This window comes from Streptomyces resistomycificus (genome assembly GCF_001514265.1).
GTDB lineage: Bacteria > Actinomycetota > Actinomycetes > Streptomycetales > Streptomycetaceae > Streptomyces > Streptomyces resistomycificus.
The window spans coordinates 16,061-39,270 of sequence record NZ_KQ948998.1; the positions used below are offsets into that span (position 1 = coordinate 16,061).

The window sequence follows — 23,210 nt, forward strand, 5'->3', positions numbered from 1 at the left end:
GGGCGGCCAGAAGAATGGGTGACAGTGAGCCACATCGTCGTGAAGCGCCCGCCTCGGGCACTGCCGTCCGAAGTGCCCACGCAGGAGATCGTCCTGCAGCCTCCGCCCGAACTGCCGCGGGGGCACCAGGAAAGCGTGCTGATGCAACTCCTGCCGACCCTCGGCATGGGTGGCTCGGTGGTGTTCTTCTTCACGAACGGGCAGCCGTTCATGAAGATCATGGGCATGATCATGATCGCGTCGACGGTCGCCATGGCCATCGCCATGGTGGTCCGCTTCCGCCGGGGCTCCCAGGGGCAGTTGGCGGACATGCGCCGCGACTACCTGAGCTATCTGGCGCAGACCCGACGTACGGCTGTGGACACGGCGAAGGCGCAGCGGGACGCGCAGTACTTCCTGCACCCCTCGCCCGAGCAGCTGTGGGCTCTGGTCGCCGAGGGCAGCCGGGTGTGGGAACGGCGCCCCGGTGACGAGGACTTCGCCCAGGTCCGCATCGGCCTCGGCTCGCAGGCCCTCGCCAGCGGCCTGGTCGCCCCCGCGACCGCCCCCGTCGAGCAGCTGGAGCCGCTGACCGCCGGTGCGATGCAGCGTTTCCTCGCCGTCCACGGCACCCTGGACGACCTGCCGATGGCCGTCTCGCTGCGGGCCTTCTACCACGTCACCATCAGCGGCGACCCGCAGTCCGTACGTTCCTCCGCCCGGGCCGTGGCCGGCTCGCTGGCCGCGCTGCACTCCCCCGAGGACCTGCTCATCGTGGTCGCGGCCGGCCGCGAGGAGTTGCCCCACTGGGAGTGGGCCAAGTGGCTGCCGCACGTCCAGGCGCCCGGCGCGGTGGACGGCGCGGGCAGTCGCAGGCTGATCGACAGCGATTCCCGCGAGCTGGAGAACCTGCTCTCCACCCGACTGACCGGCCGTCCGCGTTTCCACCCCAACGCGGCGCCCCTGCCGGAGGAACCGCACATCGTGGTGGTCCTCGACGGCGTCTCCCTGCCGCAGGACTCCGTCCTGGCCAACCCCGAGGGCCTGCAGGGCGTCACGGTCCTCGAGATCGTCCCCGGCGAGCTGACGGGAGCCGGCGGCGAGCTCTCCATCGTCGTACGACCCGACGCACTGCACCTGGAGTCGGGGCACGGCGTGGTCTACGAGGGGACTCCCGACGCCCTCTCCCACGAGTCCGCGGAGGCCCTCGCCCGGCAACTCGCCCCGCTGCGGATGGCCTCCGGCGGGGACGACGACGAGCCCCTCCTCGCCAACCTGGAGTTCACCGACCTGCTGAACCTCGGTGACGCGGCGTCCGTCGACACCAGGCGCACCTGGCGGCCGCGTTCGCTGGCCGAGCGGCTGCGGGTTCCGATCGGGCTCGGCGAGGACGGCCGGCCCGTGATGCTGGACCTCAAGGAGGCCGCGCAGGAGGGCATGGGGCCGCACGGCCTGTGCGTGGGCGCCACCGGTTCCGGCAAGTCGGAGCTGCTGCGCACCCTGGTGCTGGGCCTGGCCGTGACGCACTCCTCGGAGACGCTGAACTTCGTCCTCGCGGACTTCAAGGGCGGTGCGACCTTCGCCGGTATGGCGCAGATGCCGCACGTGGCGGCCGTCATCACCAACCTCGCGGACGATCTGACCCTGGTCGACCGTATGGGCGACTCCATCCGCGGCGAGCTCAACCGCCGCCAGGAGATGCTGCGCGACGCGGGCAACTACGCCAACATCCACGACTACGAGAAGGCGCGGGCCGCGGGTGCTCCCCTGCAGCCCATTCCCTCCCTGGTGCTGGTGATCGACGAGTTCAGCGAACTCCTCACCGCCAAGCCGGACTTCATCGAGATGTTCGTGCAGATCGGCCGTATCGGCCGGTCGCTCGGTGTGCATCTGCTGCTGGCGTCGCAGCGCCTGGAGGAGGGCCGCCTGCGCGGTCTGGAGACCTACCTGTCGTACCGGATCGGTCTGCGCACCTTCTCCGCGGCGGAGTCCCGGGCCGCGATCGGTGTTCCGGACGCCTACGAACTGCCGAACGTCCCGGGTTCCGGCATCCTCAAGTTCGGCACGGGCGAGATGGTGCGCTTCAAGGCGGCGTACGTCTCCGGTGTGTACCGCTCCGGCCCGCAGCGTTCGGCACTGAGCGGCGGCCCACTGCCGGTGAACCGGAGGCCGGTGCTGTTCACGGCGTCCGAAGTGCCGGTCCAGTACGTGGCGGTACCCCAGCAGCGTCCCGCGGACGACGGTCCTCAGGTCGACGACGCGCTCGCCGACACCGTGCTCGACGTGGTCGTGCGCCGACTTGAGGCACAGGGCCCGGCGGCCCACCAGGTGTGGCTGCCGCCGCTGGACAGCCCGCCGTCGCTGGACGCCCTGCTGCCCGGTCTCACGGCGGTGCAGGGCCGCGGACTCACCCAGCCGGGCTATGAGGGCGCCGGGCGTCTGGTCGTGCCGGTCGGCCTTCTGGACAAGCCGTTCGAGCAGCGCCGCGACCCGCTCTGGATCGACTTCTCCGGCGCGGCCGGCCACATGCAGATCATCGGCGGCCCGCAGTCCGGAAAGTCGACCCTCCTGCGCACCCTGATCTCCTCGTTCGCGCTGACGCACACACCACACGAAGTCCAGTTCTACGGACTCGACTTCGGTGGCGGCGGCATGGCCGCGGTGGCCGGCCTGCCGCATGTGGGAGGCGTGGCCTCACGCCTGGACCCGGAGCGGGTACGGCGCACGGTGGCCGAGGTGTTCGGCGTGCTGACCCGCCGCGAGGAGTACTTCCGCTCCGCCGGCATCCCGTCGATCGGGGACTTCCGGGCCCGACGGGCCCGGGGCGAGATCTCCGTGACGGACCAGCCGTGGGGTGACGTCTTCCTGGTCATCGACGGCTGGGGCAACTTCCGCACCGAATACGACATGTTGGAGCCGATCGTCCTCGACATCGCGGCGCGCGGCCTGGGCTACGGCATCCACGTGGTCCTCTCGGCGTCGAGGTCGATGGAGGTCCGGTCCAACCTCAAGGACCACCTGATGAACCGCCTCGAGCTGCGGCTCGGCGACCCCATGGACTCCGACATGGACCGCAAGGTCGCCGCGAACGTGCCCTCGGGGGTTCCCGGACGCGGCCAGTCCCCGCAGAAGCTGCACTTCATGGCCGCGGTGCCGCGGATCGACGGACTGAACTCCGACACGGAGCTGTCGGAGGCCACGGCGGCGCTGGCGACCGAGGTCACCCGGCACTGGCAGGCGCCCGGTGCGCCCGAGGTCCGGCTGCTGCCCCGCGAGTTCTCGGCCGCGCAACTACCTCCGGGCGACCGCCTTCCGCAGCGCGGTGTCGCCTTCGCACTAGACGAGGACAACCTCGAACCGGTCTTCGTGGACTTCGAGCAGGACCCGTTCTTCCTCGTCTTCGGCGAGAGCGAGTCGGGCAAGTCGAACCTGCTGCGGCTGTTGATCAAGCAGCTGACGGAACGGTATCCGGGTCACGAGGCCAAGCTGTTCGTCATCGACAACAGGCGCTCGCTGCTGGACGTGACCCCGGCGTCCCACCTGGCCGAGTACATCCCCATGTCCAACGCCATGGACCACCACATGGGCGCCCTGGCCGACCTGATGAAGCGCCGCTCCCCCACGGCCGACGTGACGGCGCAGCAGCTGCGGGACCGGAGCTGGTGGCAGGGACCGACCGTGTACGTCGTGATCGACGACTACGACCTGGTGTCCACGTCGAGCGGGAACCCGCTGTCCGGCCTGACCGAGCTCCTGCCGTTCGCCCGCGACGTGGGCGTGCGGTTCATCATCGCCCGTTCCACGGCCGGTGCCGGGCGGGCGTCGTACGAGGCGTTCATGCAGCGCATCAAGGAACTGGGCGCACAGGGGGTCGTCCTGGCCGGCGACCCGGGCGAAGGCGACCTCCTCGGCGGGGTTCGGGCGCGGCCGATGCCCGCGGGACGGGGCATCTTCGTGTCTCGGCGCCGGGGGAAGCCGTTGGTTCAGGTGGGGTTGGTGGCTGAGAGGGACTACTGAGGTGCCGTACGTGGTACCGGCCGGCGGGGCGCTGCCGCTTGGCGTGGGGATCTTCCTGATCCTGCCGGCTCTGGTACTCGGGGGACTCGGCACGGCCATCCAGCGGGCGCTGTGCTGACGGTTCCAGGCACGCCGGTTCCGGGACCCGGAGGCGAACGAGCCGTCGGACTCCGAGTACCGGTCGAAGCGGATCGTGGCGTTCGCCTGTGCGGCGGTCATGGTGGGTACGGCCGTGTGGTCGTTCTCGATGGCTGCTCAGGTGTGAGGAGCGATGGTGGGCCGGGTTTCAACCATGACCCTCTGCCGATACGCATCGCGGCATGACCGATACGGCAAAGGGTGGGCACCTCCCGCGCGTGCCCACCCTGTCGTGCCGATCCGCTCAGCTCACTGGAAGTAGCTGGCCGCCTTCATGTCACCGGCGCGGTAGTCACCGCCGGCGTCGGTGACCTTCTTGCCGATGCTGACGAGCGCCTGGTGAATGGCGTCGGCGTCGGCGTCCCACTCCTTCATCTTGCCGCCGAACGCGTTCGCGGCCTCGCCTTCCCAGCCCGCGGCGACGCGGACAACCGCGGCCTTCAGCGCCTGGATGTCCGATTCGAGCTTGCTGGCCTGGTTGCCGAGCTCGGTGGTGATCGCGTCGAGACCGCCGTACTTAACAGCGAGACCGTCGTAGTTGACGTTGGCCATCGTTCCTCATTCCTTCATGTGGCTTGTCGCGGGCCTGAGCGAGCCCGGCTGTGCGAGGGGGATCGCTCAGTAGCTGCTGAGCGCCGACTTCTCTCCGCCGTACTCGACATCGATGCTCTGCATGCTGGCGCGGATCGCGTCCTCGCCCGTGCTGTTGATGTTGCGGGTCTCGTTGATGTTGTCGAGGAACCACGTGAGCAGGGCGCCGATGTGCTTCACACGCTCGTTGATCTCGACCTGCTTGGAGTTGAAGGCCGCGGCGCCGATGCCCTGCCAGTGCACCTCCATCGTGTCCAGGGTGCCCTGGAGGCTACTCAGCGTGCCTCGCATCGACTCGTACCGCTCGACCATTTCCTTTTCGAGCAGGATGACTTCGCTGTTACTGAGCTTCTGTCCCTCTGCCACGGCTGGACTTCCCTTCATGGAATTCAGTGTTGTTACGGGGTTGCTTGCGGGGCCGCGGCGGAGCGACGCCTCACCTGAGGCGGAGCGCAGCTGCGGGGAACCGTCAGGGGGTTCGCCTCTTGCGTGCCAGGGCGAAGGCTCCGCCGCCGATCACCACAACTAGGGCGGCGCCAAGGATTACGTACAACTGGGTTTTGTCATCAGATGAGTTCGAGCTGGATCCTGCCGCCGAGGTCGCGTCGCCTGAAGTATCCTTCGGCGCTTGTGACGCGGCTGAGGCGGAAGCAGAGGAAGAGGGAGGGGAGGAGACTCCGGGGATGCCGGTCCCGTTCTCGTAGCTAAGAGGATCCGTGTTGGCGGGGCCCGGGTTGATGCTGCTGCTTTCCAGCACCTTGCGAGGGCGGACCAGGCCGTAGCCGAGGTAGTTGCTCGGCTCATCCTTCGGCCAGTCCCGGCCGGCCGTATCGATCAAGGAGCGGAGGACCTGGTTGGCCGTCCAGTCGGGGTGTGCGGACCAGATGAGGGCTGCGGAGGCGGAGGCGATGGCAGTTGCCATACTTGTTCCTTCTCCGTCGGAGCAGTACGCGCGAAATGTGGCGTCGCACCACGTGGGCACGTTGAGGCCAGGCGCCGCCAGATCGACATAGTTGCCGTGCTCCGAGAAGGATCCGACTGTCCCCGTCTCGTCCGCGGCAGCCACTCCGACGACATAGGGGTAGGCGGCTGGAAAGCCGATGAAGTTCTTGGATTCGGCGTCATTGCCCGTGCCGGCAAACATCAGCTTGCCCTTGGATTGGGCGTACTTGACGGCGGCCTCCTCATCGGGGTTGGTAATATCGCCGCCGAACGACATGCTCAGGATTTGGGCGTCGCTGTCAGCAGCCGCCTTGATCGCATCCGCGATCGACGGAGTCTTCTTTTTGTCGGTGCTGTTCGTCACGCCCTTGGTCAGCACCCGATAGGGAACGATTTTCGCTCCAGGGGCCAGGCCCTGCAGGCCACCTCCGGCCCCTGTACCGGCAATCAACTCCGCCATGCTGGTGCCGTGGCCCAGGTAGTCCTCGGTGGCGTTGTACGAGACCGCACGTGGCACCTCACCTTGGAGCACCTGTCCCTTCAGGGACGAGGTATCGGGATTCACACCAGTGTCCAGCACGGCAACCTTTACGCCTTTGCCAGTGCTGACCTTCCACATCCCTTCCACGTCCATCGGGTCCAAGTACCACTGCTTCGACTGGACATCGGCGGCCACTGCGTTCGGAGCCAGCCCCGAAGACACGACGGCGAACGCGCCGAGTGCCGCGCACACGGCCGACACTCGTCGTCCGGCACGTCCTGCGAAAAGCGCAGTCAATCCGCCACGTGGGCTGGTCCCTGTCATGCCTCTGTAGATCCTCGCTCGTGTTCAGTCAGTCACCGGCGGCGCGTTACGCCGCGGCGGGTCGGGCTGACGTTCGCCTTCACGGACTTCACCATTCGTGTTCCGCCGATTCCCCCTCGGGCCGGGCATGGCGTCAGTACCGCCTCCGGCCGATCCACCGCTTCTCGCAGCGGCGGCTCGCCCCCTGGGCGTACCAACAACGCCGTCAGGATTACCCCCAGCGGAGCGGCCAGTCTGGTCGGTACGAGAGCCGGTAGCAGGATTGGAGTTCGGTGCCCCGATGACTCCACGCTGTCCGATCTGGCCGGCAGTCGCGCGGGAGGCAGTGTTGCCGTCGGCGCCGACGACCGTACCGCGAGGCACCCTGGAACCTGATGGCCCTGGATTGACACTGGTGATGGGCCGTCCTCCGACGACACCATTACCGCGCGACGCCCCTGAACTCGTGCCACCGGCACGGCCACTCGTCGGTCCCGCGATCGGGCGCGCCGTACCACCGGAGACACCTCGCCCCATGGGTGACGCCCCGCCGCCTCGGATTCCCGACTGCCCCGGAGTAGTTGCGCGCCCCATGGGGCCCGTCGCGCCACGCCCGCCAGCGGTGCCACTAGGAGTCGCTGTGCGGCCCTGAGCCGAGATCGGGGCCCTGTTGTTGCCGTTCGCTCCGCCGAAGCCCGAGGGACGGCCGGTCAGCCCACTCGGAGGAGGAACCGCGCCGGGGGAGAATGGCGGGACCGGCCCTCCGTTCCCGCCGCTCGGACCAGGGCCTGTCGTCGGCATGTTGGTCGCCGGCCTCGTGGTCTCCTGAGGCGGGAGAGTTCCTACGCTGTCAATGTTTGTACCGACGTTCACATCCGGGCGGGTGGTCGGGGCGTCCACATGCCGGATCGGCGGTGTCGTGACTTCCGAACGGGGATGTGTGGTTCCTGTGCCGGAGTAATCATTCCCGACCGCCAGGGACTCACGACCGGCCCCAAGGCCCGTGCCGCCTTGCACATCACTGTGATTGAACGGGTCGCGATAGCTCGGATCCGGCTTGGGTACCCCCACATCCGGCATGGCCTCGAACGTAGGCGCCTGCTGATTCGCCAGGTATCCCTCTGACACCTCGTAGAACGAGGCCAGCCGGTTCATCTGGTTGATCGCTTCTTGGCGGTCCTTCTCGACCTTGACCGCCGCCGTGTACTCCTCGTTACCGTCGACCTGCTTGGGCGTCGGGATGTCCTCCACCGTCTTGCGGACGGCCCGGGTGTCGCGCGGCGGCATGGCGCTGCGGACCGACGCGAGGCCCGTGGCCGCTGCGGTGATCTGGGTACCGGCGGTTTCGGCGAAGGTCGCCAGCTCAAGAGCGTGCTTGACGAGGTTTTCGCCCCATGTGTGGAAGGCCGTGGCGGACTCGCCCTCCCACTCGACCCTCCCGATGTGGCTCTTCAGTTCGTTGGCGGCCTTCTCGATGGCGTCCTTGGCGTCCCACAGGGCCTTGCCCGCGGTCTCCAGGTCCTCCGGCTTCGCGGACTCGACCAGGTCGATCATGGCGTTCAGGTCGTGGCTCTCGAAGTCCGTCTTGCCGAAGACGCGAGGGACACCACCACCAAAGGGAAAGGCCCTGCTGACGAATGCCGTTCCCTGATTGATCAAGTCGATGGCGCTGAGCTGCGCGGCTGCGTCTTGCTTCTCCGCCTGGTGCGGATCCTGGTGCTTGCGCTCGTCACTCATCAGAGGCCACCCCCTGCCTGCTTGTCGCCGGAGCGCTTCTTCACGGGCTCCCCGTGCTCTGCCGCTTCCGCGGCGGCCCGCTCCCGCCGCGCTTCCTCTTCCTGCCGCCCGATCTCGGTCTGGATCTCCCAGAACCGTCGCCGCTGCTCCTCTTCGATGTCGCTGAAGTTGCCGCTCGCGCCGTTCACGGCGATCTGGAGCGCTTCGATCTGCAGGCCCAGGTTCTTGGAGAGCGCAGTCAGCCGCTCGTGGACGCGCTCGTACTGCGCGTAGAGCCCGGAAGCCTCGTCGAAGCGACCCGCGCCCTTGAACGACGCCTCTGAGAGACGGTGCGCGCCCAGCTTCTGCGCGCTGCCTTGCGAGCCTTCGAAGTTGGAGAGCGCGGCGTCCACACGCTTCTTGAACTCTCCGAGCGACTCCAGGCGGACTTTGAGAGCCTGGCGCTCCGCAGCAGGCACGATGCCTTCCTTCCCCGTTCCCCGTTTGTGAAGCAGTCGAGCGGTGCACAGGTGGTGGCCTGATCAACACACTCGACGACCACTGTAGTCATTGTGTAAATCGCGGCCAACTGAACTTTGTGTTAGGTGAGTTACGAAGTTGTCGAGACACCATCAGAGGGCCGCTCTGAAACACCCCGAAACGCCTGAAACATGGGCAAGTCACTCGCGCTTCACCCTGCTCGCTTCCTGCCAGGAACGGTCTCTATGGGGCAGATGTCGTACGGGGCGCGTTCTTTGCTATCCCAAAACGTGCCATCGCTCGAGGCCGGCGCGTGGTTGCATGGCGCCCGTCGATGCTCGCCGCGGGTCGGTCGTCGGCGGCCGCCGGGCGACGACCTCGCCGGGATACTCACGCCCCGTTAAAGTGGCGACGCACGCGCCTTGAACCACGTTGCCCATGTCCGCATAACCGGTGTTGGACTACCAGTGGGCCTCAAGGCCGAGGAGCCTCACCACACGCTTGGTGATCGGCCGCGGCCTCTGCGAGTCCGCACGCGCGTCCATTCGTGCGAGAGCCGCTTGAGCAGAGGCAACAGGCCGTGGCCGGACTTGACGCCACTCAGGTTTCCGCCGTCTCCCGGGGCCCGTACTCCGCCCGAGGCGAACCAAGTCGATCGGCGACCAGCGCCAGCCAGCCACTCGGCGAGTACGGGGCCGGCGAGTCGACCTCCATGCCCAACTCGGCGACGGCCAAGGCGTAGTCGGCCTCGTCCAGATCGAGGGCGAGCAGTTCGCGCAGTTCGCCGACGAGGCGGGCCACGAGGTGCGGGTCGGTGGTGGTGCGGTAGTCGTCGACTGCCGTGTCATGGTCGTCGAACTCGTCCGGCATGTCCTGCGAGAACCAGCCGCCGAGGAACTGTCCGAGCTCGGGGAAGCGGGCGTGCCACTCCCAGTGGGTGGCGGGGGTGGCCATGGGCGGAGGAACCTCGCCCTCCTCGACGCTGTGTTTGATGTGGTCGGCAAGGCAGTACAGCCACTGCTGAGTCTCGCCCCCGGGCAGGCCGACGTCGGGGATCGGGTAGAACTCGCGGAGGCGCAACCGGAGTCGGCCGGGCGGGTTGTCGGCGTACTCGCGCAGTTGCCGCTCGGCGACGGCCAGCGCCCACGGGCGGCTGTGCCACGTGTGGCGCAGGTATGCGGTCAGGGCCTGGCTGGGCTTGTCCGCGGTGTCGTCGGCCGACTGTCCGGCGTAGGCACGCATCACCTGGTCCAGCTCGCCGTAGCGGCGGTCGTGTTCGAGGGGGCTCAAGGGCACGGCGATCAGCCTCTACAGGTCTCTACGGGGCTATACAAAGCTCTACGGGGCTCTACAGGTAGACGGGGAAGGTGGCGTGGACGACGAACCCGTGCGGCCGCGACGCGTCCCGCTTCAGGACCACCCGCGCCGCCCGCACATCCACCGGCTCCCGCCCCGCCAACATCATCGCCTGCAACAGCACCCGGCCCACCGGCTCGGGCCGGGACGGCCAGGACGCCTCGATGGCAAGGCGGGGGCGCGTGGAACGGGCCAGCCAGCGGTGGATCACCTGCTCGTTGGAGGTGACGACCTCCTGGGTGGCCCACTGGGCGGTCTCGCGGTCGGGATAGCTGGCGCTACGGGTGCGGACCACGACTGCTGCTGCGCCGTCCATGCCGTCCGTGGTGTTCATGAGAGTCCCATCAGGTGGCGTCGAAGGACCAGAAGGTACCGAGTTCGGACTCGGACACCGCGATCAGGCCGAGATCCCAGTCGTACTGGGACAACGGGGTACAGCCGGTAGTCGCCTCGTAGAAGTCGGGGGGCGTGGCGCGGGTGGCGGTTATCGACCCCGGGTAGCCGGCGTTCGTGAAGAACGACGTCCCCTCCGGGAAGCGGGAGAGGATCACCCTGGCCTTCCGCTCGAGTTCCGGCCGGCGGGTCTCGAAGTGATTGTGGGCGCGTTCGCCGGGGACATCCAGCCAGGTGGTGGAGAGCATGACGAGCAGCCTTTCCACCGATGTCCGGGGCACCGTCCACAGGCCGGCCCGCCATGTCGCCGCGCCTTCCGGGTCGGAAGGCGGCGGGGCGAAGGGAAAGAACGGGTCCTCCAGACGTTCCTCCTCGCCTTCGTCGACGTCGATCCACCTCCAGGACCGAGGATCCGCCGCCTCCCGGCGCATGACGGCCGCTACATCGCGTTCCCAGTCCGGGTGCGTACGGGGTCCCACCAGGACGTACGAGTACCGCCCCTCGAACATGGTGAGCGCCTCGGCCCAGGCCTCGGCATCCGGCGTCGACATCGTGGCTCCCTGTGACGGTCGTGTTCTGTGCGGCAAGGCTTCAGCCTATTTGGGCATGGAGGTGACCACGGCGAAGGGCGGGGTGAGGCCGGCGTCGTATCTGAGGCGGGTGGCAACGCCGTGCGCTTCGGTCACCGGGGTCGCCTGGCCATTGACCATCCTTGAGGTGCGCCCGGTCACCGGGGCCACGGCCAGCGGGTTGTTGGGGTCGGAAGCCACCGAGCTGACCTGGAAGATCGGGCTGGACGGCTGGGGCGGGGGGCCAGTCGCCAGCCACGCGTCGATGGCACCGCTGTTCTGCCGGATGCAGGCCTGGGTGTAATTCTGGGCCGACGCCAGGTCCGTGAAGCTGGAGGCCGCCGGGATGCCGGCCTGGTCGCGCAGGCGCTGGAGAAGTTGGTCGTCGGTCTTGCCGACGTGTTTGTCGATGGTGTGGCCGCCGCCGAGGTCCTCGGCCATCGCGAGGTCGATCGTGTACTTGTACGGAATCGGGTTTTCCCCGTTAAGAAGCTTGTGCTCCTTCTTGAACTCGTTCAACGATCGGCCTGCGAAGGCCTCGGCCCTGGCCGCCTCCGCAATGAACGTGGGCGCACTCTTGAGTGCCTCGTCCAGCTCCCATTCCAGCGCGAGGAGTGTGGTGGCAGCGTCGCTGAACTTCTGCTGGTAGATCTCGACGGCCCGGTCCGCGGCCGCCCGGTCCATGTGCGTGCGGAAGGTGTACACGAGCTTGCCGAACATGAGGGTGCCTGCGAGTTGGAGCAGTTCGAGCGCGTCGAGCCCGGTCGTCAGGTCCTCCACCATCTTCTGGGCCGCCGTTTTGGCCAGGGCGGTGGTGGTCTCCCGACAGGTCTGCGCGGCCTGGGCCAGGTCGTCACAGGTCTTCTGAATGGTGTCAGCGGTGTGGTGCAGCACCTCCAGGATCGGCCTGCGCTGTGCGGGCGCCACGTTTCCCGAGGTTTTCCAACTGCGTCCGCCCTGGTGAGGCTGGGCGATCTGTCCCTGCGAGTTCCGGCTACGGCCCCATGCGGTGGTCCCCCAGATCGACTGGCAGAACGACTTCATCGCGCTCTGCCATTCGTTGTTTCCGTTCGGGTCCGTCATGTAGCTGATGGCTGAGGTGAAATCGTCACCGGCCTTGAGTGCGGTGCTCGCCGCCTCCCGCCACGCGGTGGCCATTCCCTTGAGGTCGTCATCGCGAGCGCCCGGCGTGATCTCATGGGTCTTGCCGAGATTCAGCCCGTGCTCGATGGCCGGCCGGATGACTTCGGCGAGGAAGTCCGGAATCTCTCCCATGGCCCCGGAGATCGCCCAGGAATCGGCGTCCTCGCCGGTCCCGGTCCACTTGATGTCGTTGATCTTCCCGTAGTTGGGCTGTTTGTCGATGACGACGGGAGGACTGCGGCGCGGCGCCGGGCCCTGCATACCGCGCGTGGACCAGTCCGCTGCCTGGTAGTTGTTGGCAGTCGTGGTCAGGCCCACCGCGACGCCGCCGACGCTCACCACGCTGGCGGCCCAGACCTGGACGAACTTCTCGGCTATCTGCATGTAGACCTTGGCGAAGGAGTCCGGGCCCCACCCGGTTCCTGCCGACTGGCTGTACTGGTTGAGCGCACCGACCAGCTTGGTGGCGCCCTTGTCGTAGTCGAACTGCCCGTCGCGTATGACCACTGACGAGTAGTACAGGTGTGGTGGCTGCACGTCGAAACCACCCCCGCTGTCCGGCGCCGCCGGGTTCAGCCGGTCCCGCTCCTCCTTGCGTTCGGCATCGCTTGGCCGGTCTGCCATCAGGCGGCCCCCCAGCCCCGCAGCACCGCCTGGTGCGCCGCCGCGTAGTTGACGTGCCCGGTGGTGACGTACTCGTGCAGCCACTTCTGGGCCGCCTGCAGATCCTGCGCCGAGCGGTCCCACTCGTCGAGCTTGTCGACGAAGACGTCGCGTGTCTCGCCCTCCCAGGACAGCACGACGGGTACGACGCGGTCGTAGAGGCCGTCCAGCTTGCCGTTGAGCTGCTTGAGGATGTCCTCAAGCTCCACGGCGAGGTCGTGGAGCGTGCCGAAGGTGACGGCTATGTGGTCGTCGGAAGCGGGCCCGGTCGACATGATCCCCCAGTGAATGTCGGAAACTACGTCTGTAAGCAGTGCGGATCAGAATCCGTCGAGGCTGCTCCGCGGTGCCGGTGGTTCCGTGTTCGGCGTCGACAGCCTGTCGACCTCACTGCCGACGTCCACAGAAATGGCCCGCATCTGCGCCAGCACCTCAAGATCGTCCTGGGAGAAGCCGTCGCGGCTCAGCCGTACCGCCTCCTCCAGGAGCTTCATCACCTCGCGGATGCGTACTGCGTCCTCGGCCGCCGCCTGGTGGAACTTCCGGTACGCGGTCGCCGCCGGGCCGCGCCAGTCGGCCTCGATGCGGTCGACAACCGCGTCCATGCGTTTGACCTGCTTGTCCAGGTGCTCCTGCATGTCGTCCAGGTCACCCGCGAGCTTGGTCAGATCCTGGGCCGAGACCCGGAGGTTCTTGCCGCCTCCCTGCGCCGAACCTGCTCCGGATCCGTTCACACCCATGTCGTACCTCTGCCCCCGTCGCTTCGGCATCACGAGTCCCGCACTGTTCCGACAATCGTATGATTTTCGGAACCGGCACGCCCAACTCCAGTTCTCTGGGGCCGAGATCGCGTGCGTCTACTCCGCCCCCACAACCCGTCGCGCACGCCTGCGCGCGTCCCGGATCGCCACCGCCGTGCCGCCGAGACCGGCGACGAGTACCGCCGCGCCCACGGCGACGTAGGTGGCGAGGCGGGCGTTGCGTTCGGCGGCCGTTTCGCCGATCTGGAACTTCGCCGGCGTAGGGGCTTCCGGTTTGCCGAGTCCCGCTTGGGGGTTGGGAGACTCCAGCGGTTCGTCGTCCTCCGTGAGAGCACGTACGGGGTCCACCACGCCCCAGCCGACGTAGATGTCGTGACCCCCGGTCGTGCGTTCCGCGGTCTGTTCGATCTGGGCGACGATCTGCTGTGCCGTCCAGCTCGGGTGCTTCGCCTTGATCAGCGCCGCGACACCGGCGACGTACGGCGCGGAGAAGCTCGTACCGTTGTCGGAGCAGTGTCCGCCCTTGGGGACCGTGGAGATCATGTCGACGCCGGGGGCGGCCACTCCGACGAAGTCTCCGGACTGCGAGAAGGAGGCGCGCTCGTTGTTGCGGTCCGAGGCGGCGACCGCGAGGACGCCCTTGTAGGACGCCGGGTAGGTCTTCTTGACGTTGCCGCCGAGGCCGTCGTTGCCGGCCGAGGCCACGACCACGATCTTCTCGGCCAGGGCCTCGTTGATCGCCAACTCCAGGTCGGCGCTCGGCTTCACCGCGTTCGACGTGTCCTGGGAGATGTTGATGACGCCGGCCCCGGCCCGGATGGCGTAACGGATCGCCTGGGTCAGGGTGTCCGCGGTGCCGTGCCCCTCCGCGTCGTTCTGCTGGATCGGGATGATCGTCGCGTCGGGGGCCAGGCCCACGAAGCCGGTTCCGTCGGCGGGGCGGGCCGCGATGATGCCGGCGACCTTGGTGCCATGGCCGACGGTGTCCGTGGTGCCGTTCTCCTTGCCCCGCTCGATCGGGTTGCCGTTGTCGTCCTTGAGGTTCTTCGGCAGGAGGTTGCGGCCGCTCTTCGCGTCGACCGCGTCGGTGAGCTGCGGGTTCGTCACGTCCACACCGGTGTCGATCACCGCTACCCGTACGTTCCTGCCCCTGGACTGGCTCCACAGTTCGTCCAGGAGGACCCGTTGCAGGGCCCAGGGACGGCCCGGGTACTTGCCGTTGGGGAACGTGCACTGTTCCGAGTAGGGGATGCCCGCCGCCACGGCGGGAGGCGCGAGGAGAACAGGGGCGGTCGCCAGAAGGGCCGCGGTCGCAGCGGTCATCACGCGGCGGGACGAGGGCAGGTGTCGCACGTCCGCACTCCTCAGGAGCCCTGCGGCTGGCGTGCCGCCGTGGTCGACAGGCGCGGGCCCGTGGGCAGGAACTCCGACCAGGCCGCGGGAATCGGTGCGGGGTCCACGTCCTTGTAACCCAGCCGGGTCTGGGCCTGTTCGGCCTCCTGCTGGGCCTGCTCGCGCTCCTTGGCCGTCGTACCGATGCCGGAGTCACCCGGGCCGCTGTCGGCGTTGGACTGCAGGACGTAGCGCAGACCCGTGTCGGTGACGAGGAAGACGGGTCCCGCCTTGGTCTCCTCGCCCTGGAACTGACGGTAGAGCTGGCCGGAGCCGGGCGTGACGTAGGCGCTGGAGGAGCCGGTGGGGAGCTTGGCCGGGAAGTCCGTGCCCGCCCATGTGCTCAGCGTGGTCCGGCCGGAGCCGTTCACGTCGCGCAGGACGTTGCAGACGGTGCTGCGGCTGCCGGCCGCGCCGGTGGCCTCGTTGACGGGCTCCGGGTCCTCGGTCGGCCAGACGTGCTCGGTGCCGAACGCCTTGCCCGGCTCGATCGCGCCGGGGCTCATCTCCTTGGCGTGACCGGCCTGTCCGAGGGTGGCCAGGTCCTCGCTGAACAGCAGGAGCTGGGCCACGAAGGCCGAGATGGGGGCGACCCTGCCGGGCAGCACCACGTAGTACTGATCGCTGTTGAGGTCGGACGCCTTGAGCACCATGCCGACCTTGTTGGTCGTGTCGTCCAACTGGCCGGGGGCGCCGGCCGCCGTGCCCGGCCGGCCGGAGATCTCCGGGAAGGAGATCGCGTCACCGGTGTGCAGGGTGGCGATCCACTCCTTGGAGACCTTCTGGGGCTCCCGACCGGAGCCGACGACTGCGCGCAGCAACAGCTCATCGGTCTTGTCGACGGGGTACGCCCGCCCGTTCGCGTCCACGACATAGCGGTTGCCGTCGGGGCCCTCGACGTAGAGGAGTTGACCGCCGGTGAGCTTCTCGCCCTTGCCCTCGGTCGCCTCCATGTCGCGGGAGGCCAGGACCAGCGCCGCCTTCTGGATGGACTCGCCGCCCGCACTGGGGCGTTCACAGACCACCCAGCGCTTCTCGCTGCCCGCCACGGACGCAGAGGGAAGGCGGTCGGGTGCGTACGGGATGCCGATGGTCACACCATGCGGGATCTTGCCGTTGTCGAGGACGGACTCGGCGACGGTCACGACCTCGCCCTTGCCCTCGTTGAGGAGCAGTTTCGCGGACGCCATGTTGAGAACCGGGTGCAGCTGGACCTGCTTGCCGGTTTTCAGGACGACGTACCGGGTGGTCGAGTCGCTGGCGATGATCACCTTGGCGTTGGGAGTGTTCCAGCCCTTGGGTGCGGTGGGCTTGAACATGCCCCACGCCCCGAAGACGGCAAGGACGATCACGCCTACGATGATGCCGGGAAGTACCGACCGCAGCGGGCGGGGCGCCCCCTCCTCCGAGCCGTCGGGCGACGACTGCAGGAAGGCCGCGAGCATGCGGCGCTTCGCGAAGGTGTAGGCATTGAGCTGGTCGCGCCTGGATGCCATCTGTGCCTGTCTCTCCCCGTGTTCACTTGGGCCGCGCTCGCCGGGGTGACCTGGTCCCCCGCCTCCGATGTCAGACCGGGCCCCTACTATGCCTGGTATCCGTGGGGACTTGTGGAGCGGGTAGGGTGCTCGGGCCTTCAAATGCCTTGTGCGGTGCTGAAATACCAGTGAGTTGTGAGCAAAACGGGGGGATGGAGTGATGGCTTCCGGAACGCGTGCCCGGTCCCGTGACCGATCGCGGTCACGGGACTCCTCGGCGCCCCGGCAGACCGGGGCAACACCCCGGCGGACACCGGCGCAGCGGTCGGCCTCGCCGGGCGCGCTCCACCTCAGGGTGCGTTCGGGGCAGGGCGGGGCATTCCGGTTGCAACGCGTCGTTCTGCTGGAGATCGCACTCGCCGTCCTGCTCGTCGGATGGGTGATCGGGCCCGTCGCCCTGGCTGTCGCCGCTGTCGTCGCCGTGTGTCTGGTGCTCCTCTCCTTCCTGCGTCGCCGCGGCCGTTCGCTGCCCGAATGGCTCGCCACCGCAAGGGCGTTGCGGGCGCGTCAGCGCCGGGCGGAGAGCACGCCGATACCGGCGGGCACGGAACCGGGGCTCGCGCCGGCCGTGGAGTGCGACCCGACCCTGCGCACGAGCACGTACGCCGGCCGGGACCGCCGGTCCGTCGGCGTCATCGGGGACGGCACGTTCGTCACCGCCGTCCTCCAGGTGGAGGCCGACGTCACCGCCCTGCGGGCCGAGCGCAACCGGCAGCCGCTGCCGATCTCGCTGGTGTACGACGCGCTGGACGTCGACGACGTCCGGCTCGAGTCGGCGCAGGTCGTGCTGCACACCCAGCCCGCGCCCGCGCTGCATCTGCCCCAGCAGTCGGTGGCCGTCGCCAACTACGCGCCCCTGCAGGAACAGACGGGGGCGCCTGCCGTACGCATCACATGGATCGCCTTGAAGCTCGACCCGGAGCTGTGCCCGGAGGCGGTGGAAGCGCGCGGCGGTGGTCTCCTCGGGGCCCAGAAGTGTGTCGTGCGCGCCGCCGATCACCTGGCGAGCCGGCTGACCGGGGCCGGGTTCCGTGCCACCCTCCTCGACGAGGAGGAGCTGACCTCCGCCATCGCCACCTCGGCCTGCGCCAACCCGCTGGTGACGGCGGAGGCCGGGCGGACGGAGACGCGGGAGCGGCGGACCGAGGAGTCCGGGCGGAGCTGGCGCTGCGACAACCGCAGGCACACCACGTACTGGATCCGCCGGTGGCCGTCGCTGGGCGGTGAGCGGGCGCCTTCGCTGCCGCAGTTGGTCGCCCTGGTCACGGCCGTCCCGGCGCTCGCCACCACCTTCAGTCTCACGCTCAACCGCGGGGAGCGGCAGGAGGTGTCGGTCACCGGCCACCTGCGGGTGACCGGGCGCAGCGACGAGGAACTCGTGGCTGCCAGGCAGGCGTTGCAGGGCGCGGCCCGGCACACCGGCACCGGTCTCGCCCGCCTCGACCGGGAACAGGTGCCCGGCATGCTCGCCACTCTGCCCCTCGGAGGTGTCCGGTGACGGCGATGACCACCCGCGCGGCACAGCCGCCCACCGGTCGCGGCGAGCCGCAGCCCTCCGCCCCGCAGCGGGCACGCGATCTGCTGCGCAGCGGCTTCGGACTGATCGGCCCGCGCCACGCCCGGCACTCCCTGCCGGTGGACCAGCTGGACGCGCTCACGCTTCCCATCGGGGACGACGGCGTCGTCATCGGCGTCGACGCCGACGGCCGGCCCGCCGTACTGGGGTTGAACCGGCCGACGGCGTACGACGTCGTCCTCATCGGCGGTCTGTGGACCGCCCAGGTCATCGCGCTCAGAGCGGCCGCGACGGGAGCCCGGGTCGCCGTGGAGACGGGGCGCCCGCAGGCCTGGATGCAGATGGTGCACGCCATGGGCGGCGGGCAGAACGGCCTGGCGGTGTACGAGGTCGGGCGGGTACCCCCGCAGGGCACCTCGGCCGGTACGCCGGTGCTGGTGGTGCGGGACTGCGGTATGCGTCCGCCGCGCGGCCGGGTGGTCTCCGGCCCCTGGCAGGCGGTGCTGACCCTGCTGCCGTATCTCAGCCCCGTGGCCCCGCGGCTGCTCAGACAGGCGCGGCTCGTCGGTGTGCAGCGCATCTCGCCGGACGAGGCCGCGGAGCTGGGCCGCGCGATGGCGCTGCCCCGGGCCGAGACGGACTCGCTGCCCGGCCTGGCGGACGGGCTCACGCTCTGGTGCACCGACCGCGACCGGCAGTATGTGTTGACCCAGCCCACCGACGCCGAGATCGGATTGTTGGGTATGCCTCGAAGGATGGACTGAATCAGCCGTCACCTGAAGCGAATTGACCATTCGGCGGCGATTGTTCCGCTTTGCCGTACACAAGCACACCCGCTTTCGGGCGGTTTGACTGCCCGGTGTGGCGCCGAGCACGGCACTTCGGGGACGGTTGTGACACTGGCGGCGGGCCCTGCCGGATGGACGGGCCTGCCGAGTTGGGGCGCGTGGTGATTAGGCTGGTACCGGGCGCGATGCCAGAACCCGTGGACCGGGCGTCCGCGCCCCAGGGGGAGCCGGTGAATCGGACGACCTCGAACGACCAAGGCCGACAAGTAATGGTCGCCCCGGCACGGCATGAGGGTGCTCGACCACACCAGGAGGAATTGTGAGCAGCGATCGGGACGGGATCCGCGGGGGCTGGGCCACACCCGACGATGACCAGCCCGACGCGGAGTCCTCCATCGAGATGACCGGCGAGTTCACCATCGACTACGCGCCGCCCGCCTGGTACACGCAGAACGCGGGCGACGGGGCCTCCGGACAGCCTGGCGCCGGCACCGGCGGTGGCGCCCCGAGTGCGCCGGCGCACCAGGCACCCGCGCCGCACAGCCCCTCCCCCGTTCCGCCCCCGCCGGACAACTCCTTCCCGGGACCCGCTCCGACGCCTCCGCCCGCCCCGCACCCGATGGGGGAGCCGACGGCCCCGCCCGGGCCGTACGCGGAGAGTGGCTTCGAGCTGCAGCGACCGCAGGCTCAGCCGGGTGCGCAGACGCCGTGGGCTCCGGCCGCTCCCGACGCGCACGTCGCACCGCCCGCGGCCCCGGTCGCACCCCCGGTGACCCCCGCGCCCCCCGTCACCCCGGCGCCGCCCGTGGCCCCGGCCCAGCCCGCGCCTGTCTCCCCGCCTCCTTTCGGCGAGGACGAGTCCGGGAACGGTGATCTGGAGAGCGGCGCCACCATGCGTTTCTCCGCCGCTTCCCTGAAGCAGGAGATCGCGGAGCTCGCCGCCGCGGCCGAGGCGGCCGGCACCGACACGGGGTCCGGGTCCGGGCAGGCCGGCCAGAAGCCCGCCGACGAGAAGGACGGCGAGGCCGCGGCCGAGGGAACCTCCGCGGACGCCTCCGTCTCGTCCGGTGACGCCGACAGCGACGCCGAGGGCGACAGCGACGGTACGCCCGCGGACTCGACCGGCGTCGGCGGCGATGCCGGCCCGGGCGACAGCGCGGACGCCTCCGTCGACTCCGCCCCCCAGGACGCGGAGAGCGGCGACGACACGGAGGCTGCGGCCTCCGGATCCGAGAGCCCCTCTGCGGCGGACGGTGAGACAGCGACCGCCTCGGCGCAGGACGCCGCCGCCGACGCCGCCGACCAGCCCGGAGCGGAGGCCGCCGCGCAGGCCGCACAGGCCGCCGGCTGGGCTCCCCCGCCGGCGCCGCAGAGCGGGGTGCCGCCGCTGCCGCCGTCGTACCAGCCCGCCGCGCCGACCACCGCGCCGCAGTGGCCCGCACAACCGCAGCCGGATCCCTCGGCGCCCGCACAGGGGCCGGCCGCTCCGGCCCAGCAGCCGCCCTTCCAGCCGCAGGCGCCGCAGCCCGCGCCGACCGGCTGGAACCAGCCCGCGCCGACACCGCCGGGCCCGGACACCCCTCCGTCCCAGCCCCAGCCCGGCTACGGCTTCCCGCAACCCCCCGCCCCCAACGCGCAGGGTGGCTACGGCTTCCCTCACCCCGGCACCCCCACCGCACCGGCGGCACCGAACACCCAGCAGCCCCCGGCCCCGCAACCGGGTGGCTACGGCTTCCCACAGCCCCCGGCACCCAACGCCCAAGGCGGCTACGGCTTCCCGCAACCCCCCGCACCCAACGCGCACAACGCGCAGGGTGGCTACGGCTTCCCGCACCCCGGCACCCCCACCGCACCGGCACCGAACACCCAGCAGCCCCCGGCCCCGCAACCGGGTGGCTACGGCTTCCCACAACCTCCGGCACCCAACGCCCAAGGCGGCTACGGCTTCCCGCAGCCCCCGGCACAGCAGGGCGGGCCCGCGCAACCGCACCCCGGCGCTCCGCAGCCCCAGCCCGACGGCCGGCCCCCGCACGGCGGCCCGCAGGCGCCGCAGTTCGCCCAGCACCCCCACCAGCCGCAGCCCCAGCCGGCCGTCGACCCCCGCACCGGTGCCGCCTGGCCGCAAGCCGTGCAGCACGACCAGCGGGAGCCCGCCAACCCCGGTGCCGCCCCGCTCGGTTACACCGCGGCCGTGGAGCTGTCCTCCGACCGCCTGCTCAACAGCAAGAAGCAGAAGGCGAAGAGCAGCCGACCGGTGGCCGGCGGCAAGTTCAAGCTCGGCGGGAAGAAGGAAGAGGCAGAGCGCCAGCGGAAGTTGGAGCTCATCCGCACCCCGGTGCTCTCCTGCTACCGGATCGCCGTCATCAGCCTCAAGGGCGGCGTCGGCAAGACGACCACGACCACCGCGCTCGGCTCCACACTCGCCACCGAGCGACAGGACAAGATCCTCGCGATCGACGCCAACCCGGACGCCGGCACGCTCGGCCGCCGGGTCCGCCGCGAGACCGGGGCCACCATCCGTGACCTCGTCCAGGCGATCCCGTACCTCAACTCGTACATGGACATCCGGCGCTTCACCTCCCAGGCGCCGTCCGGCCTGGAGATCATCGCCAACGACGTCGACCCGGCGGTGTCGACCACGTTCAACGACGAGGACTACCGGCGCGCGATCGACGTGCTGGGCAACCAGTACCCGGTGATCCTCACCGACTCCGGCACCGGTCTGCTCTACAGCGCCATGCGCGGTGTGCTCGACCTCGCCGACCAGCTGATCATCATCTCGACGCCGTCCGTGGACGGTGCCAGCAGCGCCAGCACGACGCTGGACTGGCTGTCCGCGCACGGGTACGCGGACCTCGTGTCGCGGTCCATCACCGTCATCTCGGGTGTCCGCGAGACCGGCAAGATGATCAAGGTCGAGGACATCGTCAGCCACTTCGAGACGCGTTGCCGCGGCGTGATCGTCGTGCCCTTCGACGAGCATCTCGCCGCCGGTGCCGAGGTCGACCTCGACATGATGCGGCCCAAGGTGCGCGAGGCGTACTTCAACCTCGCGGCGATGGTCGCCGAGGACTTCGTACGCCACCAGCAGATGCACGGCCTGTGGACGGCCAACGGCAACCCGCCCCCGGTGGCGGCACCGCCGATGCCCGGCCAGCAGCAGATGCCGGGGCAGCCGTATCCCGGCCAGGCTCCCGGACAGCCGGGTCCGTACCCGCAGCAGCCGCAGCCCGGCCAGCAGTACCCGGGCCAGCCCTACCCCCAGCCCGGTCAGCCGCCCGCCCAGCCCGGGCAGCCGTACCCGCACCCCGGGGCTCAGCCCTATCCCGCGCAGCCGGGTCAGCCCTACCCCGGTCACCCGCAGCAGGACGGGCAGGCTCCGCCTCCTCCCCCGCCGCAGCAGTAGGAGCACACGAACAGGCGGCCGGTGCCACAGGGCACCGGCCGCCTGTTCGTCGTCGCGCAGGCCTTACCCGGCGGGAGTCGCTGCGGCGATCAGCTCCCGGCACCGCTTGACGTCCTCGGCCATCTGCACCAGCAGTGCGTCCAGCGTGTCGAACTTCGCCTGACCGCGGACGAAGGAGAGGAAGTCCACGGCGACGTGCAGGCCGTACAGGTCGAGGCCGACGCGGTCGATGGCGTACGCCTCCACCGTGCGCTCGGTGCCGTCGAACTGCGGGTTGGTGCCGACGGAGATCGCGGCCGGCATCGCCTCGCCCTGGGTGTGCAGCCAGCCGGCGTAGACGCCGTCGGCGGGGATGGCGGTGTGGGGCAGCGTCTCCACGTTCGCGGTGGGGAAGCCGAGCTCCCGTCCCCGCTGAGCCCCGCGGACGACCACGCCCTCCACGCGGTGCGGACGGCCCAGGATCTCGGCCGCGCCCTCGACGTCGCCCCCGGCGACCAGGCGCCGGGTCAGGGTGGAGGAGAACGGCTCGCCGCCGCCCGCCGTGCCGGACACGTACAGGTCTACGACCTCGACCTCGAAGTCGTAGACCTTGCCCTGCTCGGCGAGGAGTTCCACGTTCCCGGCGGCCTTGTGGCCGAAGCGGAAGTTGGGGCCCTCGACGACCGCCCTGGCGTGCAGCTTGTCGATCAGGACCTTGACGACGAAGTCGGCCGGGGACAGCTTCGAGAACTCCGTGGTGAAGGGGAGGATCAGGAGCGCGTCCACGCCCAGCTCGGCCATCAGTTCGGCACGACGGTGGTACGGGGCGAGCAGCGGCGGGTGGCTGCCGGGGCGCACGACCTCGCTGGGGTGCGGGTCGAAGGTGACGACCACGGCGGGAACGCCCAGCTCACGGGCGCGCTCCACGGCGTGCCGGATGATCAGCTGGTGCCCGCGGTGGACCCCGTCGTAGGAACCGATGGTGACGACGCTGCGCCCCCAGTCCTCGGGGATGTCCTCCAAGCCACGCCAGCGCTGCACTGTGACTGCTCCTCGTCGCAA

The 23,210-nt window shown here is 69.6% G+C and carries 18 protein-coding genes; 4 read left to right on the forward strand and 14 right to left on the reverse strand.

Annotated elements, in window-relative coordinates:
- Positions 1–24: 24 nt before the first annotated feature.
- Positions 25–3,996, forward strand: coding sequence for a type VII secretion protein EccCa (eccCa, locus tag AQJ84_RS29105; RefSeq protein ID WP_079022728.1), 3,972 nt, complete (start codon positions 25–27; stop codon positions 3,994–3,996).
- A gap of 387 nt (positions 3,997–4,383) precedes the next feature.
- Here eccCa and AQJ84_RS29110 read toward each other — a convergent pair whose 3' ends face one another.
- The 13 genes from AQJ84_RS29110 to eccB form a co-directional block, all read right to left on the reverse strand.
- Positions 4,384–4,686 carry a WXG100 family type VII secretion target gene (locus AQJ84_RS29110; protein ID WP_030041120.1) on the reverse strand — a complete coding sequence of 101 codons (303 nt, stop codon included), beginning with the start codon at positions 4,684–4,686 and terminating at the stop codon, positions 4,384–4,386.
- A gap of 66 nt (positions 4,687–4,752) precedes the next feature.
- Positions 4,753–5,091, reverse strand: coding sequence for a hypothetical protein (locus AQJ84_RS29115; protein WP_030041119.1), 339 nt, complete (start codon positions 5,089–5,091; stop codon positions 4,753–4,755).
- A gap of 103 nt (positions 5,092–5,194) precedes the next feature.
- Positions 5,195–6,472 carry a S8 family serine peptidase gene (locus tag AQJ84_RS29120; protein ID WP_198536375.1) on the reverse strand — a complete coding sequence of 426 codons (1,278 nt, stop codon included), beginning with the start codon at positions 6,470–6,472 and terminating at the stop codon, positions 5,195–5,197.
- 24 nt (positions 6,473–6,496) lie between these two features.
- The gene (locus AQJ84_RS43215) at positions 6,497–8,188 is read right to left on the reverse strand and encodes a hypothetical protein (RefSeq protein WP_157875000.1); all 1,692 of its coding nucleotides are present in this window, start codon (positions 8,186–8,188) and stop codon (positions 6,497–6,499) included.
- The gene (locus tag AQJ84_RS29130; protein WP_063753118.1) at positions 8,188–8,646 is read right to left on the reverse strand and encodes a hypothetical protein; all 459 of its coding nucleotides are present in this window, start codon (positions 8,644–8,646) and stop codon (positions 8,188–8,190) included. The genes AQJ84_RS43215 and AQJ84_RS29130 overlap by 1 nt, the downstream gene beginning before the upstream one ends.
- A 601-nt stretch (positions 8,647–9,247) precedes the next feature.
- Positions 9,248–9,943, reverse strand: a complete 696-nt coding sequence (locus AQJ84_RS29135; RefSeq protein ID WP_030041115.1) for a contact-dependent growth inhibition system immunity protein — start codon at positions 9,941–9,943, stop codon at positions 9,248–9,250.
- 52 nt (positions 9,944–9,995) lie between these two features.
- Positions 9,996–10,337, reverse strand: a complete 342-nt coding sequence (locus tag AQJ84_RS29140; RefSeq protein WP_225877278.1) for an RNase A-like domain-containing protein — start codon at positions 10,335–10,337, stop codon at positions 9,996–9,998.
- Between the two features lie 10 nt (positions 10,338–10,347).
- Positions 10,348–10,947, reverse strand: a complete 600-nt coding sequence (locus AQJ84_RS29145; protein WP_030041113.1) for a hypothetical protein — start codon at positions 10,945–10,947, stop codon at positions 10,348–10,350.
- 45 nt (positions 10,948–10,992) lie between these two features.
- On the reverse strand, positions 10,993–12,732 hold the full coding sequence (locus tag AQJ84_RS29150; RefSeq protein WP_030041112.1) for an RNase A-like domain-containing protein: 1,740 nt from the start codon (positions 12,730–12,732) through the stop codon (positions 10,993–10,995).
- On the reverse strand, positions 12,732–13,046 hold the full coding sequence (locus AQJ84_RS29155) for a WXG100 family type VII secretion target (RefSeq protein WP_030041111.1): 315 nt from the start codon (positions 13,044–13,046) through the stop codon (positions 12,732–12,734). Before AQJ84_RS29155 ends, AQJ84_RS29150 begins: the two co-directional genes overlap by 1 nt.
- Before the next feature lie 45 nt (positions 13,047–13,091).
- Positions 13,092–13,511 carry a WXG100 family type VII secretion target gene (locus AQJ84_RS29160; protein ID WP_030041110.1) on the reverse strand — a complete coding sequence of 140 codons (420 nt, stop codon included), beginning with the start codon at positions 13,509–13,511 and terminating at the stop codon, positions 13,092–13,094.
- A 117-nt stretch (positions 13,512–13,628) separates the two neighbouring features.
- A complete protein-coding gene (gene mycP, locus AQJ84_RS29165) occupies positions 13,629–14,855 on the reverse strand; it encodes a type VII secretion-associated serine protease mycosin (protein WP_037803072.1) in 1,227 nt (408 codons plus the stop codon).
- A 41-nt stretch (positions 14,856–14,896) separates the two neighbouring features.
- On the reverse strand, positions 14,897–16,420 hold the full coding sequence (gene eccB / locus AQJ84_RS29170; RefSeq protein ID WP_053192520.1) for a type VII secretion protein EccB: 1,524 nt from the start codon (positions 16,418–16,420) through the stop codon (positions 14,897–14,899).
- A 199-nt stretch (positions 16,421–16,619) separates the two neighbouring features.
- Between eccB and eccE the strand changes: the two genes are divergently transcribed.
- The 3 genes from eccE (at position 16,620) to AQJ84_RS29185 (ending at position 22,169) form a co-directional block, all read left to right on the forward strand.
- Positions 16,620–17,957, forward strand: a complete 1,338-nt coding sequence (gene eccE / locus AQJ84_RS29175) for a type VII secretion protein EccE (RefSeq protein WP_079022727.1) — start codon at positions 16,620–16,622, stop codon at positions 17,955–17,957.
- 5 nt (positions 17,958–17,962) lie between these two features.
- On the forward strand, positions 17,963–18,739 hold the full coding sequence (locus tag AQJ84_RS29180) for a hypothetical protein (protein WP_030041108.1): 777 nt from the start codon (positions 17,963–17,965) through the stop codon (positions 18,737–18,739).
- A gap of 343 nt (positions 18,740–19,082) precedes the next feature.
- Positions 19,083–22,169: an SCO5717 family growth-regulating ATPase gene (locus tag AQJ84_RS29185; protein WP_059198883.1), complete on the forward strand. Its 3,087-nt coding sequence runs from the start codon at positions 19,083–19,085 to the stop codon at positions 22,167–22,169.
- A gap of 63 nt (positions 22,170–22,232) precedes the next feature.
- On the opposite strand, the gene AQJ84_RS29190 is transcribed toward AQJ84_RS29185, so the two are convergent.
- Positions 22,233–23,189, reverse strand: coding sequence for a bifunctional riboflavin kinase/FAD synthetase (locus tag AQJ84_RS29190; RefSeq protein ID WP_059198884.1), 957 nt, complete (start codon positions 23,187–23,189; stop codon positions 22,233–22,235).
- Between the last annotated feature and the right edge of the window lie 21 nt (positions 23,190–23,210).